At 71.2% G+C, this 15,354-nt stretch carries 19 protein-coding genes; 13 read left to right on the top strand and 6 right to left on the bottom strand.

Annotation, left to right across the window (positions count from 1 at the left end):
• Window position 1: 1 nt before the first annotated feature.
• On the top strand, window positions 2-832 hold the full coding sequence (locus tag QRX60_RS48220; protein ID WP_285998166.1) for a cell division protein FtsQ/DivIB: 831 nt from the start codon (window positions 2-4) through the stop codon (window positions 830-832).
• On the opposite strand, the gene QRX60_RS48215 is transcribed toward QRX60_RS48220, so the two are convergent.
• Window positions 822-1,415 carry a hypothetical protein gene (locus QRX60_RS48215; RefSeq protein WP_285998165.1) on the bottom strand — a complete coding sequence of 198 codons (594 nt, stop codon included), beginning with the start codon at window positions 1,413-1,415 and terminating at the stop codon, window positions 822-824. The genes QRX60_RS48220 and QRX60_RS48215 overlap by 11 nt on opposite strands.
• Before the next feature lie 21 nt (window positions 1,416-1,436).
• Between QRX60_RS48215 and QRX60_RS48210 the strand changes: the two genes are divergently transcribed.
• The gene (locus QRX60_RS48210) at window positions 1,437-2,267 is read left to right on the top strand and encodes an NAD(P)H-binding protein (RefSeq protein ID WP_285998164.1); all 831 of its coding nucleotides are present in this window, start codon (window positions 1,437-1,439) and stop codon (window positions 2,265-2,267) included.
• On the opposite strand, the gene QRX60_RS48205 is transcribed toward QRX60_RS48210, so the two are convergent.
• Window positions 2,264-3,433: an MFS transporter gene (locus QRX60_RS48205; RefSeq protein WP_285998163.1), complete on the bottom strand. Its 1,170-nt coding sequence runs from the start codon at window positions 3,431-3,433 to the stop codon at window positions 2,264-2,266. The two genes, QRX60_RS48210 and QRX60_RS48205, sit on opposite strands and share 4 nt — an antisense overlap.
• A gap of 77 nt (window positions 3,434-3,510) precedes the next feature.
• Between QRX60_RS48205 and QRX60_RS48200 the strand changes: the two genes are divergently transcribed.
• Window positions 3,511-4,050, top strand: a complete 540-nt coding sequence (locus tag QRX60_RS48200) for a CGNR zinc finger domain-containing protein (protein WP_285998162.1) — start codon at window positions 3,511-3,513, stop codon at window positions 4,048-4,050.
• 97 nt (window positions 4,051-4,147) lie between these two features.
• Here the strand turns inward: QRX60_RS48200 and QRX60_RS48195 are convergent, their stop codons facing one another.
• A complete protein-coding gene (locus tag QRX60_RS48195) occupies window positions 4,148-4,582 on the bottom strand; it encodes an OsmC family peroxiredoxin (RefSeq protein WP_285998161.1) in 435 nt (144 codons plus the stop codon).
• A complete protein-coding gene (locus QRX60_RS48190; RefSeq protein ID WP_285998160.1) occupies window positions 4,569-5,027 on the bottom strand; it encodes a MarR family winged helix-turn-helix transcriptional regulator in 459 nt (152 codons plus the stop codon). Before QRX60_RS48190 ends, QRX60_RS48195 begins: the two co-directional genes overlap by 14 nt.
• Before the next feature lie 73 nt (window positions 5,028-5,100).
• On the opposite strand from QRX60_RS48190, the gene QRX60_RS48185 reads away from it, so the two are divergent.
• The gene (locus QRX60_RS48185; protein ID WP_285998159.1) at window positions 5,101-5,607 is read left to right on the top strand and encodes a DinB family protein; all 507 of its coding nucleotides are present in this window, start codon (window positions 5,101-5,103) and stop codon (window positions 5,605-5,607) included.
• Here QRX60_RS48185 and QRX60_RS48180 read toward each other — a convergent pair.
• Window positions 5,594-6,364 carry a DUF1295 domain-containing protein gene (locus tag QRX60_RS48180; RefSeq protein ID WP_285998158.1) on the bottom strand — a complete coding sequence of 257 codons (771 nt, stop codon included), beginning with the start codon at window positions 6,362-6,364 and terminating at the stop codon, window positions 5,594-5,596. The genes QRX60_RS48185 and QRX60_RS48180 overlap by 14 nt on opposite strands.
• On the bottom strand, window positions 6,364-7,635 hold the full coding sequence (locus QRX60_RS48175) for an SAM-dependent methyltransferase (protein ID WP_285998157.1): 1,272 nt from the start codon (window positions 7,633-7,635) through the stop codon (window positions 6,364-6,366). The genes QRX60_RS48180 and QRX60_RS48175 overlap by 1 nt, the downstream gene beginning before the upstream one ends.
• An 82-nt stretch (window positions 7,636-7,717) precedes the next feature.
• On the opposite strand from QRX60_RS48175, the gene QRX60_RS48170 reads away from it, so the two are divergent.
• The 9 genes from QRX60_RS48170 (at window position 7,718) to QRX60_RS48130 (ending at window position 15,319) form a co-directional block, all read left to right on the top strand.
• Entirely contained in the window at window positions 7,718-8,986 is a 1,269-nt protein-coding gene (locus tag QRX60_RS48170) for an NAD(P)/FAD-dependent oxidoreductase (protein WP_285998156.1), read from the top strand.
• Window positions 8,980-9,714, top strand: coding sequence for a DUF1365 domain-containing protein (locus QRX60_RS48165; RefSeq protein WP_286003850.1), 735 nt, complete (start codon window positions 8,980-8,982; stop codon window positions 9,712-9,714). The genes QRX60_RS48170 and QRX60_RS48165 overlap by 7 nt, the downstream gene beginning before the upstream one ends.
• On the top strand, window positions 9,707-10,312 hold the full coding sequence (gene sigK / locus QRX60_RS48160; protein WP_285998155.1) for an ECF RNA polymerase sigma factor SigK: 606 nt from the start codon (window positions 9,707-9,709) through the stop codon (window positions 10,310-10,312). Before QRX60_RS48165 ends, sigK begins: the two co-directional genes overlap by 8 nt.
• Window positions 10,309-11,076 carry an anti-sigma factor gene (locus QRX60_RS48155; protein ID WP_456298878.1) on the top strand — a complete coding sequence of 256 codons (768 nt, stop codon included), beginning with the start codon at window positions 10,309-10,311 and terminating at the stop codon, window positions 11,074-11,076. Before sigK ends, QRX60_RS48155 begins: the two co-directional genes overlap by 4 nt.
• Before the next feature lie 242 nt (window positions 11,077-11,318).
• A complete protein-coding gene (ftsZ, locus tag QRX60_RS48150; RefSeq protein WP_285998154.1) occupies window positions 11,319-12,626 on the top strand; it encodes a cell division protein FtsZ in 1,308 nt (435 codons plus the stop codon).
• Between the two features lie 96 nt (window positions 12,627-12,722).
• The gene (pgeF, locus tag QRX60_RS48145) at window positions 12,723-13,427 is read left to right on the top strand and encodes a peptidoglycan editing factor PgeF (protein ID WP_285998153.1); all 705 of its coding nucleotides are present in this window, start codon (window positions 12,723-12,725) and stop codon (window positions 13,425-13,427) included.
• A gap of 72 nt (window positions 13,428-13,499) precedes the next feature.
• The gene (locus QRX60_RS48140; protein ID WP_285998152.1) at window positions 13,500-14,234 is read left to right on the top strand and encodes a YggS family pyridoxal phosphate-dependent enzyme; all 735 of its coding nucleotides are present in this window, start codon (window positions 13,500-13,502) and stop codon (window positions 14,232-14,234) included.
• A gap of 97 nt (window positions 14,235-14,331) precedes the next feature.
• The gene (locus tag QRX60_RS48135) at window positions 14,332-14,928 is read left to right on the top strand and encodes a cell division protein SepF (RefSeq protein WP_285998151.1); all 597 of its coding nucleotides are present in this window, start codon (window positions 14,332-14,334) and stop codon (window positions 14,926-14,928) included.
• 115 nt (window positions 14,929-15,043) lie between these two features.
• Entirely contained in the window at window positions 15,044-15,319 is a 276-nt protein-coding gene (locus tag QRX60_RS48130) for a YggT family protein (protein WP_072477845.1), read from the top strand.
• The last annotated feature ends 35 nt before the right edge of the window (window positions 15,320-15,354 follow it).

The following is a 15,354-nucleotide window of genomic DNA, read 5'->3' as shown; positions in this document are numbered from 1 at the left end:
CATGAGTCCGACCAGGGAACGCCGCCGTCCGTCCGAAGAGGACGAACGGGACCGCGCCGCCCTGGCGCGGGAGCGCCGGGGGCGGCGCTCCGACGAGGAACGCCGCCGCACCCGCGCGACCACGCGCCCTTCGCCGCGCAACCGGCCCAACCGGCGGGTCGAGATCCGCCGCCGCTGGGTGGCGCTGCTCTCGGTGCTGACCGTGATCGCGTTGGCGTACCTGCTGTTCTTCAGCTCGATGCTCGGGGCGAAGGACGTCTCGGTCAGTGGCTCGCGCACGGTTTCGGCCGACCAGATCCGCGCGGTGGCGGCAGTGCCGGTGGACAAGCCGATGCTGCGGCTGAGCACCGACGAGATCCGCGACCGCGTGGCGGCGATGCCCGGCATCGCGACGGTCGAGGTGTCACGGTCGTGGCCGAACACGGTCGAGATCACGGTGACCGAGCGGACGGCGATCGCGTTCTTCGACAGCGGCCCGGGCGGCGACGGAGTCCACCTGGTCGACGGCGGCGGCGTGGTGTTCAAGACGGTGCCCGCCCGGCCGGCGGGGCTGCCGGAGCTCAAGCTGCCGAAGGTGTCGGCCGACGACCCGGTGACGCGAGCGGTGACGGCGGTCCTCGGGGTGATCCCGGAGCAGCTGCTGAAGCAGGTGACGACGGCGACGGCGAAGACCCCGGCGAGCGTGGAGTTCACGCTGTCGAACGGGAAGATCGTCCGCTGGGGAACGGCGGAGCAGACGGACCGCAAGGCGAAGGTCCTGGCGGCGCTGCTCAGCCAGGACGGCAAGGTCTACGACGTCGCGGCGCCCGAGCTGCCGACGATCACTTCCTGATGCACTGCCGCACAGCGGGCAGCGACGACCGCAACCGCCGGATGGCTCGCAGCACCTCGTCACGGTTCTTCGCCGACTTCAGCCAGGCGGGGAGCCGCTCCACCATGCTCATCGAGCCGGGAACCGGCCCACGTTCGCGAAGCCGGGCGGCGACGTGGGACTCCAGGAGATCGAGGTGTCCGGCGTTGTACGCCCACAGGGTCTCGCCGCAGCAGTTCGCCTGAAGCCACAACGGTAGGCGAAAGGAGGGATCCACCGGCCCGCCGATCACCTGCGTCAGCGGGAAGCCGTCCTTGGACAGGCCGCAGGCGAGGCAGCGCAGGCGTTTTCGAGTCATCCGGCGGCCATCACCGCGGTCGGTTCGGTACTCCGGCGCTCCCAGGCGAGCGAGCACGGTCGCGCACGCAGCGCACCTCGGGCACCGCACGAGCACCTCGTCCGCGAACCGCCCGACCCGGACCAAAGGGTCCCGGAACCGGTCCTCGGCGTCACTCATCGGCTCATCGTGCCAGGCGCTGATCCTGGTCGTCAGCGGAAATCCCGTGCGCTCTATTCTCGTATGTCGTACGATCTCGTACTGCATACGAAAATAGAGGAGGGTGTCATGACGATCCTGGTGACGGGGGCGACCGGCAGCGTCGGCCGCTTGGTGGTCGACGAGCTGCTCGCCGCGGGGGTGCCGGTGCGTGCGCTCACCGTCGATCCCGCGCGGGCGAAGCTGCCCGCCGGGGCCGAGGTGGTCGTCGGGTCGCTGGCCAAGCCGTCGACGCTGCCGGTCGCGCTCAAGGGCGTCGATGCGGTGTACCTCGCCCCGATGGCCCGGACCGTCCGGAAGTTCTGCGAGCTGGCCACCGAAGCGGGCATCGAGCGGGTCGTCGCGCTGTCGGGCAGCAGCGTCGGGGACGAGCACGAAGGTTCCAGTGGCAACGAGTACGGCGCCGTCGAGAAGGCGGTCCGGGAAGCCGGCTTCGCGTGGACGTTCCTGCGCCCCGGCGTCTTCATGAACAACACGCTCGACTGGGCGCCCATGGTCCGCGCAGGCGAAGCCGCGATGGCCTACGGCGACGCGACCCAGACCCCGATCGACCTGCAGGACATCGCCGCCGTGGCCGCCCACGTGCTCACCACCGAAGGCCACGAAGCCGCCACCTACGTCCTCAGCGGACCGGAGGCGATCAGCCTGCGCGGGCAGGTCGCGACGCTGGAGTCCGTGCTGGGCAAGGAGATCCGGTTTCGCGAGCTGACCCGGGACGAGCAGCGTGCGCAGTGGATCGGGTACGGCGTCCCCGAGCAGGCCGTCGACTGGATCCTGGACGGCTTCGAGGAGACGCTGCGGCACCCGCAGGTGCCGACCGGCGTCGTCGAGCAGCTGCTGGGCCGTCCGGGGACGACGTACGCGGAGTGGGCTTCCGCGCGGCGCGACGTGTTCGGCTAGACCCGGGTGCGCGTCATCCCGGCCAGGCCGAGCAGGGGGAGCGCGCCGGCGAAGACGACGACCGCCGTCCAGCCGCCCAGGTGGTAGGCGATCGAGCCCGCCTGCGAACCGATCGCGCCGCCGACGAAGAACGTGCCCAGGTAGATGCTGTTGACCCGGGCGCGGGCCGAGGGGTCGAGCTGGTAGATCACGTGCTGGCCGGTCACCAGCGTCGCCTGGACGGCCATGTCGACCGCGATCGCCGCGACCGCCAGCAGGACGACGCTGTGCGCACCGAAGCCGGCGAGCGCGAAGGCGGCCGCGCAGAGCACGAACGCCCCCGCGGTGAGCCGCCGGCCGTGGCCGTGGTCCGACCAGCGCCCGGCCAGCGGCGCCACCGCGGCACCGGCCGCGCCCGCCAGCGCGAACAGGCCGACTCCGAGCTGCGTGTAGTCGAACGGGGGTGCGGTGAGCACGAAGGCGATCGTCGTCCAGAACGCGCTGAACGCCCCGAACATCGCCGACTGGTACAGCGCGCGGTGGCGCAGGTCGGGATGCTTCTTCCACATGGCCAGTGTCGAGCGCAGCAACTGTCCATAGTGGACGTCGGTCTTCGGTGTCCGGCGCGGCAGGATGAACCGCAGCACGACGGCGAGTGCGGCCATCGCGGCCGCCGAGATCAGGAACACCACGCGCCAGCTCGTCACTTCGGCCAGGAGGCTGGCGACGACGCGGGAGAGCAGGATGCCGAACAGCAGCCCGCTCACGACGCGCCCGACGATCCGGCCGCGGATGGCGTCGGGGGAGATGTCGGCGGCGAACGGGATGAGGATCTGCACGACGACCGACGCCGCCCCGACGACGAGGGAGGCGATGAGCAGCACCGCGAACCCCGGCGCGACGCCGGTGACGACGAGGCCGGCGCAGGCGAGCCCGAGCAGCGTCGCGACGAGGCTGCGGTTTTCGAGGCGGTCACCGAGCGGGACCAGCAGCAGCATCCCGGCGGCGTACCCGATCTGGGTGGCGGTGACGACCCCGCCGGCGGCGGCCTCGCCGATGCCGAAGGTGTGCCGCAGCTCGGCGAGCAGCGGCTGGGCGTAGTAGAGGTTCGCGACGGTCAGTCCACAGGAGACGGCCAACAGAAGCACCAGCCAGCCGGGCGGGGCTTTCTGCTCGGTCTCGGTCATGCGTGCCCCCTTGTGGAACCAGTTTGATCGGTTCCCGACGGTACCAGTCAAACCGGTTCCGGCGTACTGTGACCCGTATGACGGAACGATTCCGCGCGGGAGCGGGCAGGCTGTGCCTCGACTTCGTCCGGACGCTGCGCTACCGCGGGACGCCGGAGGAGCTGGAAGAGCTGCCCGACGCGGCGGCGTGGGGTGCGTGGATCGACCAGCTGGGCCCGTTCCCGGCTCCGGTGCGGCCCGGGTCGGCCGGCGACGCGTGGGTGGTGCGCGAGGCGATCCACGAGCTGCTCACCGGTGAAGTGCGGGACCCGGTGCGCCGGCGCTTGAACCGGTTCGCGGCCTTCCCGGTCCCGGCGCCGTCACTGGCGCCCTCGGGGGAGTTGCGCTGGCAGGCCCGGGATCCCGTGCAGGCGATGCTGGCGCTGCTGGTGCGCGACGCGCTGGACCTGGTGACGTCGCCGGACTTCGCGCGGGTCCGCCGGTGCGCGGGTCCGCGGTGTGGCGCGCTGTTCCTGGATACGTCCCGCCCGGGGACGCGGCGGTGGTGCTCGATGGAGATCTGCGGGAACCAGGCGAAGAAGTCGACTTATCGAGCCAAGGCCGGGATCCGCGCCTAGCGCCCCAATGTGGCGTTGGTTGCGTCAGGCGCACCCAATGTGGCGTTCGGTGCGTCTGACGCACCGAACGCCACATTGGGGCGCTTCGGGCCAAAGCTCAGCTGAGCGCGGCGTCCAACGTGATCGTCGTGCCGGCCAGGGCCTTCGAGACCGGGCACGTCTTCTCCGCCGTCTCGGCGTACTCCGCGAACTGCTCCGCCGTCACGCCCTCGATGGACGCGCGCAGCGTGATCGCGATGCCGCTGATCTCGAAGCCGCCCCCGGCGGCCGGGCCGAGGGTGACCTCCGCGCTGACGTCGATCGAGTCCGCCGTCAGCTTCTGGGCCTCCAGCACCCCCGACAGGTTCATCGCCAGGCACGACGAGTGCGCCGCCGCGATGAGCTCTTCGGGGCTCGTCTGGCCGTCCGGGTTGCCCGCGCGGGTCGGGAACGAGACGGAGAACGTGCCGGCGTTGGACGAGTCCAGCGTCACCTCGCCCTTCCCGTTCTGCAGTCCGCCGACCCAGTGGGTGGTCGCGTCACGGCTGGGCATCAGAGCCTCCAGGTGAGTAGGCGGCGGCCGACGCCGTCAGCCGCCGCAGGGTGTCGATCAGCTGCCGCCGCTCGGTGTCGTCGAGGCCCAGTGCGCAGCCGATCGCCGAAGGGACGCCCGCGGCGCGCGTGCGCACCGCCCGGCCCTCCTCGGTCAGGCTGATCACCACGGTGCGTTCGTCCTCGGGCAGTCGCGCCCGCGTCACCAGCCCGTTGGCCTCGAGTCGCTTGAGCAGCGGGGAAAGCGTGCCGTAGTCCAGGTGCAGCGCCTCGCCGATCTCCTTGACCGGCCGGGCGTCGGACTCCCACAGCACCAGCAGCACCAGGTACTGCGGGTAGGTGAGCCCCAGCTCGCCGAGCAGGGGACGGTAGGTGTCCGTCACCGCGCGCGACGCCGCGTAGAGCGCGAAGCAGGCTTGCTCGTCCAAGAGGAACTCATCCGGCACGCCGATAAACCTAGCCCACGATTACATTGTGCGCAAGGTATTTCTGTCGGACCCCTCTGGCACAGTGCCGGGCATGACCGAACGACCGCAGCGCCCGAAGGTCCCGCTCACCGGCGGCGAGCGCGAGATCCTCACGAGCCTGCTCGACTACCACCGCGCCACCGCCGCGTGGAAGAGCCAAGGGCTCACCGAAGCGCAGGCCCGCCAAGTCCACCTGCCCAGCGAGCTGACCACCATCGCCGGCCTGCTCGCCCACCTCACGCTGAACGAGTGGTTCTGGTTCGCCGTGGTCGTCGGCGGCGAGGAGGACACCTGGGAGGAGAAGCTCGAGCAGGACCCGGACGCGGAGTTCCGGGTCCCACCCGAGACGACACTCGCGCAGCTGCTCGCCGGCTACGAAAAGCAGTGCGCCCGCAGCCGCGAGATCGTCGCGAAGCACGGCCTGGACGACGAAGTGACGCACAAGGGCGAGACCTTCAACGTCCGCTGGGTCGTCACGCACATGATCGAGGAGACCGCCCGGCACGTCGGCCACCTCGACGTCCTGCGCGAGCTGGCCGACGGCCTCACCGGGGAGTGACCTTCCTGGGTGGCAACGGGAAGAAGCCGCTCGTCCGCTCGACGTAGTGCGCGTAGGCGGGGCGGGTCTTCGCCATTCCCTTCTCCAGCATCGGTTTCCCGGTGCCGCGAGCGAGGGTGAAGGTCATGGCGACGGGCGAGAGGATCGTCGCGGCGCCCGGCCACGTGGAGCAGGCCAGCAGGTAGAGGCCCCACCACACGCACGCGTCGCCGAAGTAGTTCGGATGCCGCGTGTAGCGCCACAACCCCGTGTCGAGCACCTTGCCCTTGTTCGAGGGGGCGGCCTTGAACCGGCGCAGCTGGTCGTCGCCGACCGTCTCGAACGCGAACCCGAGCAGCCACACCGCGACGCCGAGCCAGCCGAGCACCCCGAACCCGGTGCCGTACATCGCGAACTGCACCGGCAGCGACACGAAGTACAGCACCACGCCCTGGAACAGGTACACGCGCACGAACATCCGCAGCGGCCCCGAAGCCATCCGCGCGTACCGCGGGTCCTCCGGCAGCTTGTGGTTGCGCAGGTGCAGGTGCAGCGAAAGCCGGACACCCCAGACGACGGTCAGCGCGGTGACCACCAGCCGCAGCGCCAGGGGCCCGTCGCCGAACGGGAACGCGGTGACCGCGACGATCGCGAAGCCGAGCCCCCAGAACGTGTCGATCGTGTCGTACCGCTTGCGCGCCCGCGCGATCCCGAAGGTCACCACGACCGCCACGACCGTGACGGCGGCGGTGACCAGCAGCGTGCCGCCGAGGGACATCAGAGCCACTCCCTCGTCGCGGGCATGCCGCTCGTGCCGTCGGCGTGCGGTCGCACGCTCAGGATCTGGTCCACGCCCATCCGGTTCTCCTCGAACGCCAGTGCCCCGCCCACCAGGTAGAGCCGCCAGACCCGCGCGCCCGTCTCGCCGATCAGCGCGACGACGTCGGCCCAGTTCTGCTCCAGGGTGGCGGCCCAGGCCCGGACCGTCCAGACGTAGTGCTCGCGCATCGCGTGCACGTCCCGGACCTCGAGCCCGGCCGCCTCGAGGTGGTCGACCGTCCGGCCCACCGGCCGCATCGTCATGTCGGGCGCGATGTAGCGCTCGATGAACGCGCCGCCGCCGGGAGCGACGTTCCCGCGGGACATCTGCTGGATGAGCACGCGCCCGCCGGGCTTCACCATGCGATGCAGCGTCGCGGCGTAGGTGGGGTAGTTGACTTCGCCGACGTGTTCGCCCATCTCGATCGACGCGACGGCGTCGAACGGCGCGTCGGGCAGCTCCCGGTAGTCCTGGCGGCGGACCTCGACGCGGTCTTCGAGGTCGTGCTGGGCGAGCCGGCCGCGGATGTGCTGCAGCTGCTCGGCCGAGAGCGTGATGCCGACGGCGTGCACGCCGTGGTGCTTGGCCGCGTGGACCAGCAGCGAACCCCAGCCGCAGCCGATGTCGAGCAGTCGCATGCCCGGGCGCAGCCCCAGCTTGCGGCAGATCAGCTCCAGCTTGTCGTGCTGGGCCTGTTCGAGGCCGTAGCCCGGCTCGTCGGAGGTGAAGTACGCGCTGGAGTAGGCCATCGAGTCGTCCAGCAGCAGCTGGTAGAAGGCGTTGCTGAGGTCGTAGTGGTGGGCGATGGCGGACTTGTCGCGCCGCAGGCTGTGCAGCTTGCCCGAGAGCCGGGCCTCTTCGGCGGGCGGCTTGGGCGGGAGTCCGAAGACGCCGAGCGAACCGGCGAGCTTGGCGGCCTCGGCCCACTCCCGCGGGCCCAGCTTCACCCGCTTGAGCTCACCCGCGCGGGTGAGGGACCAGATCCGGCGGAAGCCGTCGGCGAGGTCGCCCTCGACGTCCAGGTCACCAGTGACGTAGGCGCGGGCGAGACCCAGCTCACCCGGCGCGAAGAGCAGGCGGCGCAGGGCGCGGCGGTTGCGCAGCACCACCGTGGGCGCGTCCACTGGGCCGGCGCGGGTTCCGTCCCAGGTTCGGAGGCCGACGGGGAGCTGCCCGCCGAGGAGCTTTTCGGCGAACGAGGCGAGGCGGTGCGCGGTGCTGTTCGGCATGTCCGGGATTCGCTCTCTCCCGCGTCGTGGATTGGTGCCGGCTCCCTCCAATCCACCTGCGGCCCGGCGGCGAAGTACCGGTGTGGAGATCACGGGAGAACGCATCGCCGTCATCGGCAGCGGGGTGGCCGGGCTGACGGCGGCATACCTGCTGCAACGCAAGCACGAGGTCCTGCTGTTCGAGTCCGACGACCGGCTCGGCGGCCACGCGCACACCCACGACGTGCCCAGCGCCCACGGCGGCACCATCGGCGTGGACTCGGGCTTCATCGTCCACAACGAGCGCACCTACCCGACGCTGCTGAAGCTGTTCGGGGAGCTCGGCGTGCACACCCGCGACACCGAGATGTCGATGAGCATCCGGTGCGACGGCTGCGGCCTGCAGTACGCCGGCGCGAAGGGGCTGCCCGGGCTGTTCGCCCAGCGCGGCAACCTCGTCCGCGCCCGCTACCTGCGGATGCTGGCCGAGGTCAAGAAGTTCCACCGGCACGCGAAGCGGCTGCTGGCGGCGAACGACGCCGGCGACGTCACGCTCGGCGCGTTCCTCGCCATCGGCGGCTACACCCGCTACTTCGTCGACCACTTCATGCTGCCGCTGGTCTCGACGGTCTGGTCGGCGGACCGCAGCGACACGCTGCGCTACCCGGCGCGGTACCTGTTCGAGTTCCTCCGCAACCACGGCATGCTCTCGGTGAAGAACTCGCCGTCCTGGCGGACCGTCGTCGGCGGGTCCCGCGAATACGTCGAACGCGCGGCCAAGCAGCTCACCGCGGTGCACCTGTCCACGCCGGTGCGGTCGGTGCTGCGGACGGGTGGCGGCGTCGAAATCCGCGACGACGCCGACACCCCGCACCGCGTCGACAAGGTCGTCATCGCCACGCACGCCGACCAGGCGCTGGCCCTGCTGGCCAACCCGACCGGCGCCGAACGCGAGGTGCTCGGCGCCTTCCGCTACTCGGCCAACGAGGCCTGGCTGCACACCGACACGAGCGTGCTGCCGTCGCTGGCCGACGCCCGCGCGGGCTGGAACTACCGGGCTCCCGTGTGCGGCGCCCCGACCGGCGCGGTCCAGGTCAGCTACGACATGAACCGCCTGATGCGGCTGGACGAGCCGACCGGCTACGTCGTCACGCTCAACCCGGGCGAGGGCACCGGCAAGGAGGCGCTGGTCGCCAAGATGCACTACGAGCACCCGGTCTACACGCCGGAATCCGTTGCGGCGCAACGACGGCTGCCCGAGCTCAACGACGGCGTCGTCGCCTACGCCGGTGCCTACCACGGCTGGGGCTTCCACGAGGACGGCTGCTCGTCGGGCGCCCGCGCCGCCGAGAGCCTCGGAGTGACCTGGTGACGAACGCGCTCTACGACGCCACGGTCGCGCACGTGCGGCGGATCGACCCGCCGCACTCCTTCGCGCACCGCGTGTACCTGTGGCTGGTGGACCTGGACGCGCCGCCGCGGCTGCCGGCGTGGCTGCAGCCGTTCGCCCGGTTCGACAGCCGGGACCACTTCGCTGCGGGCGACCCGCGCGGGATCCGGGAGAAGCTGGACGCGTGGCTGGCCGAGCGCGACGTCGACCTGCGTGGCGGGAAGGTCGTCATGCTGGCCGCCGCGCGCGTGCTCGGGTACGTGTTCAACCCGATCAGCGTCTACTGGTGCCACGATCCCGAGGGCCGGCTCGCCTGCGTCGTCGCCGAGGTGCACAACACCTACGGCGGCCGGCACGCCTACCTGCTGCACCCCGACGAGGCCGGCCGCGTCCGAGTGGGCAAGGAGTTCTACGTCTCGCCGTTCCAGGAGATGGACGGCGAGTACCGGATGCGCCTGCCCCATCCGGAAGCGTTGCTCGACCTCACCGTGGCGTTGCGCCGCGGGAGTTCGACGCCGTTGGTCGCTACGCTGCGGGGAGTTCGCCGCCCGGTGAACCCGCGGTGGCTGGCCCGGCTCGTCCTGGCCCGGCCGCTGCTCCCGCAGCGGGTGTCCGCGCTGATCCGCCGCCACGGCGTCGCGTTGTGGCTGCGGAAGGCCGCGGTCGTGCCCCGCACCCCGCAGAACGCCGGAGGACAGCTGCATGGATGAGCCGGCCCGCCCGCGCCCCGTGACGCCGGTGCCCTCCGACCCCCCGGCCGCGCCCACCGCCGAGGAGCTGATGGTGCGCGTCGCGAAGGGCGACGAGCGGGCCTTCGAGCTGCTCTACGACCAGCTCGCCGGGCCGATCTTCGGGCTGGTGCGGCGGATCGTGCGCGACACGGCGCAGTCCGAAGAGGTCGCCCAGGAGGTGCTCGTCGAACTCTGGCGCACCGCGACGCGGTACTCGCCGGACAAGGGCTCGGCGCTGAACTGGGCGATGACCCTGGCGCACCGCCGGGCGGTCGACCGGGTCCGCTCGGCGCGCGCCAGCACCGAGCGGGAGCAGAAGGCGACCTTCGAAGCCGCCCGCGGCCGGCCGTTCGACGAGGTCGCCGAGTCCGTCACCGCGCGGCTCGAACGCTCCCAGGTGCGCCGGTGCCTGTCCTTCCTGACCGATCTGCAGCGCGAGTCGGTGCTGCTCGCCTACTACCAGGGCTATACGTATCGCGAGGTGGCCGAAGTGCTGTCGACGCCGCAAGGAACCATCAAGACGCGGCTGCGGGACGGGCTGATCCGCCTGCGGGACTGCCTGGGGGTGACTGCGTGAGCACACCGGAGATGCACACCCTGGCGGGCGCGTTCGCGCTCGACGCGGTGTCCGACCTCGAGCGGGCGGAGTTCAGCCGTCACCTCGAGCAGTGCGAGTCGTGCGCGCAGGAGGTCGCCGAACTGCGCGCGACCGCGGCGCGGCTGGGCGCGGCGATGGCCGAGGAGCCGTCGCCGGAGTTCAAGGACCGCGTCCTGGCCGCCATGCACGCCACCCGCCAGCTGCCGCCGCGGACGCGGCCCGTCGCCGAACGGCACCGGCGCTCGGCGCGGGCGCCGCGCTGGGCGGTCGTCGTGGCGGCCGCGGCCGCCGTCGTCGGGCTCGCCGCGGGCGGCGTGTTCGGCGGGATCGCGCTGACCCAGCAGCAGGAGCTGCAGACCGCGCAGACCCGGCTCGACCAGGCGAAGCAGCGGTACGAGCCGGTGGCGGCGCTGCTCGCCGCCCCCGACGCGAAGACGGCGCACGGCGAGGCGCCCACCGGCGGCGGCGTGACGGTCATCCTGTCGAAGTCCCTGAACCGCGTGATGGTGATGGACGCGGGGCTGCCGGCGCAGCCGGGCGGGAAGGTGTACGAGGCCTGGCTGATCACCGGCTCCGCCGCGCCGCGCTCGGCCGGGGTGATCGCCGCCGCCGACGACGGTGGCCTGGTCGTGGCCGACGGCGTGGGCAGCGTCGACACGCTCGCGGTGAGCCTCGAGCCGGCCGGTGGATCGCCCAACGGCGCGCCCACGGACGTCCTGATGAGCATGCCCGCGCCGGCGTGATTGCGAGCCATAGCAGACGGGGCCGGAGCGGTGATCGCGGCTCCTCGCTCTTGCGCGCTCGAACGTGTTGTGGCAAAACACCTTTGCGACACACGGCGTGCCTACTGGATTAGAGCCTGCCTGGTGCCTACCGTCCTGCCTAACGTCGGCGGTTGACATAACTCTCAATCTGGGGTTTAGGTTGAGAGTTGATCACCCACCGGCGGGCTGTACGGGCACAACGATCAGGAAGGCGGACTTCGATGACGCCCCCGCACAACTACCTTGCGGTGATCAAGGTGGTCGGCATCGGCGGTGGCGGCGTGAACGCCGTGAACCGCATGATCGAGGTCGGCCTCAAGGGTGTCGAGTTCATCGCGGTGAACACCGACGCCCAGGCACTGCTCATGTCCGACGCCGATGTCAAGCTGGACATCGGCCGCGAGCTGACCCGCGGCCTCGGCGCGGGCGCCGCCCCCGAGGTCGGCCAGAAGGCCGCCGAAGACCACCGGGAAGAGATCGAAGAGGTCATCAAGGGCGCCGACATGGTGTTCGTGACGGCCGGTGAAGGCGGCGGCACCGGCACCGGTGGCGCCCCGGTCGTGGCGCAGATCGCCCGCAAGCTGGGCGCGCTGACCATCGGCGTCGTGACCCGCCCGTTCACCTTCGAGGGCAAGCGCCGCGGCAAGCAGGCCGAGGACGGCATCCAGTCGCTGCGCAACGAGTGCGACACCCTCATCGTGATCCCGAACGACCGGCTGCTGCAGCTCGGCGACATCGGCGTCTCGCTGATGGACGCGTTCCGCTCCGCGGACGAGGTGCTGCTGTCCGGTGTCCAGGGCATCACCGACCTGATCACCACGCCGGGCCTGATCAACCTCGACTTCGCCGACGTCAAGAGCGTCATGTCCGGTGCGGGCTCCGCGCTGATGGGCATCGGCTCGGCGCGCGGTGAGGGCCGGGCCATCCAGGCGGCGGAGAAGGCGATCAACTCGCCGCTGCTGGAGGCGTCGATGGACGGCGCCCACGGTGCGCTGCTGTCGATCGCCGGCGGCTCCGACCTGGGCCTGTTCGAGATCAACGAGGCCGCGTCGCTGGTGCAGGAGTCCGCTCACCCGGACGCCAACATCATCTTCGGCACGATCATCGACGACTCGCTCGGCGACGAGGTCCGCGTCACGGTGATCGCGGCCGGGTTCGACGCCGGCGCGCCGACGCACAAGAAGCTCGACCCGTCGACGTTCGGTTCCGGCTCGCGCTCGTCCGGGACCACCGCGTCGGCGTCGGCCGGCCAGGTCTCGCACCCGCCCACGCCGCCGTCGGGGGCCACCCCGGTGCCGTCGGCCGGCAGCTCCGGCTACCCGGTCGCGCCGCCCCGGTCGCACTCGCCGCTGCCCTCGGCCACGGGGAACCAGTCTTCGGGCGGGCTCCCGCAGCCGGGTGGCGGCTCGCGCGGCTACTCGCCGATCGGTTCCAACGCGACCCAGGGCAGCCTGCCCGGCCGCGCGATGCCGGTGCACGACGACCCGTCGGACGACGAGGTCGATGTCCCGCCGTTCATGCGGCGCTAGGTACCGAGCGCTGAGGACACACTGTCCGTGAAGGTCTCCTTACCGGCTCTCAAGGCCGGTAAGGAGGCCTTCACGGCGTTTGGGAGGATGGCAAGCATGCGGGTTCGGCGAGTGGTCACGACCAGGGCGGGCGGCGCGTCCCGGCCGCCGTACGACACGTTCAACCTGGGCGATCACGTCGGCGACGACGAGGGCGACGTCTACGCGAACCGCAAGCGCCTCGCCGCCGAGCTGGGCCTGGCCGAGGACAAGCTGGCCTGGATGGAACAGGTCCACGGCCGCACGGCGACCACTGTGGACGGCTCCGAGACGAAGGCCGCCGAAGCGACCGACGCGCTCGTGACCGCGACGCCGGGCGTCGCGCTCGTGGTGCTGGTCGCCGACTGCGTTCCGATCCTGCTGGCCGACGCCGAGGCCGGCGTGGTCTCGGCGGTGCACGCCGGGCGCGTCGGCACGCGGGTCGGCGTCGTCCCGGCCGCCGTCGAGGCCATGCGGGAAGCCGGTGCCGAGGTGGGCCGCATCGAGGTGCTGCTGGGCCCGGCCATCTGCGGTGACTGCTACGAGGTGCCGGCCGCCATGGCCGCCGACGTCGAGAAGCACGTTCCGGGCAGCGCCTGCAAGACGCGGAAGGGCACCCCCGGGCTCGATCTGCGTGCCGGGCTGTGGCGGCAGCTCGCCGACCTGGGCGTCGGCAAGATCGGCGTCGACCCGCGATGCACGAACGAGGACAAGACGCTCTTCAGCTACCGCCGCGACGGCACGACCGGCCGGATCGCCGGGATCACCTGGATCGCGGCATGAACACCGCCGACGTACTTCTTCCCGCGGAGGCGGCATGAACACCGCCGACGTACTTCTTCCCGCGGAGACGGCATGAGCACAGTCGACCGCAAGGCCGAGCTGGCCGCGAACCTCGCCGAGGTCGAGGCGCGGATCGCCGCCGCGTGCCGGGCCGCCGGCCGGGCGCGCGACGAGGTCAAGCTGATCGCGATCACCAAGACGTTCCCCGCCGCGGACGCCGCGCTGCTGGCCGACCTCGGGGTGACCGACGTCGGCGAGAACCGCGACCAGGAGGCCGGCCCGAAGGTGGCGGAGGTCGCCGAGCTGCGCCCGGAGGCGGACCTGCGCTGGCACATGGTCGGCCGGCTGCAGCGGAACAAGGCGCGGTCCGTGGTCGAGTGGGCACAGGAAGTGCAGTCCCTGGACTCGGCCCGGCTCGCCGACGCGCTCGCGAAGGCGGTGCGAACCGCTCGGGACGCCGGTAAACGTGAGGAACCCCTCGACGTGCTGATCCAGGCGAGCCTCGACGACGACCCGGAGCGCGGCGGCTGCCCGCTGGACGAGCTCGGCGCCCTCGCTGAGCGCGTCACTCACACGGGCGAACTGCGGCTTCGCGGCCTGATGGCCGTCGCGCCGCTCGGCGCCGACCCTGCGGAGGCCTTCGAACGGCTCGCCCGCGCGGGTGAGCGGCTCCGGAAAGATCACCCGAATGCCGCAGAAGTCTCCGCCGGGATGAGCCATGATCTCGAGCAGGCGATCACGCACGGCTCGACCTGTGTGCGTGTCGGAACCGCGTTGCTCGGCGGGCGCGGTTTAGCCTCGCCGTAGGGAGCTCGCGCGGTCGTCACGTTTAGTGGTCGCTCGTGCGGGGCACTGACGGCGTGGAGAAGCGTTGGTGCGGGAGCGGCTAGGGCTAGGGAGAGGCATGAGCGCGCTGCAGAAGCTGAAGGCCTACTTCGGGATGGTGCCCGCTGACGACGACGGCTACGAAGTCGAGGACGACTACCGGCGTGGCTACGACGACGACTACGACTCCTACGAGGAGCCGGCGCCGCGGTCGTCCCGCTCACGGTACCGCGACGTCGACGACACGTACGACGAGCCTGTCAGCCGCAGCCGGTCACGCTCCGTGGCAGCCGCCGAGCCCGCCGTCCACGGTGCGCTGGCGATGGACCGGCAGCCGGAACCGGTGGCACGCCTGCGGCCGGTCACCGAGCCGGCGCGCCCGCCGCTGCGTGATCCGTTGAGCCGGATCACGACGCTGCACCCGACGAGCTACGTGGAGGCGCGCGCCATCGGCGAGCACTACCGCGAGGGCATCCCGGTGATCATCAACCTCACCGAGATGGAGAACGCGGACGCCAAGCGGCTCGTCGACTTCGCCGCCGGGCTCGCCTTCGCGCTGCGCGGGTCGATGGACAAGGTCACCAACAAGGTGTTCCTTCTCTCACCGCCCGATGTGGACGTCACCGCGGAGGACCGCCGACGGATTGCCGAGGGCGGATTGTTCCTGCGCGGCTGAAGTCGCGCTTACCGCTGAGCGCAAGCAGACGTGATTTTGTCGACCCGATGCCGCGTCGACCCCCTCAACTGCGTCTTCTGCGAGGACGCCCGGTTAGAGTAGGTACGTGGAAGCTGTGTGGCTGGTCGTCTGGTACGTGCTGTTCGCCTTCTGGCTGCTGCTGACGGCGCGGATCGTGATCGAACTCGTCCGGACGTTCGCCCGTGAGTGGCATCCGGCCGGGGGGGTTGCGGTCACGCTCGAGACCATCTACACAGTGACGGACCCGCCGGTTCGTCTGTTCAGACGAATCATTCCGATGGTTCGAATCGGCGGCGTCGGACTGGACTTATCGATTATGGTGCTGCTGTTGGTTGTGTTCTTCGCGATGCAACTGGCGACTCCAAGTTGATCGGGGAGACTTGGGTGGACCCTGCAGGCCATGGA

The organism is Amycolatopsis mongoliensis (assembly GCF_030285665.1).
GTDB classification, from domain to species: Bacteria; Actinomycetota; Actinomycetes; order Mycobacteriales; family Pseudonocardiaceae; genus Amycolatopsis; species Amycolatopsis mongoliensis.
This window is presented reverse-complemented; position numbering and strand designations above follow the sequence as displayed.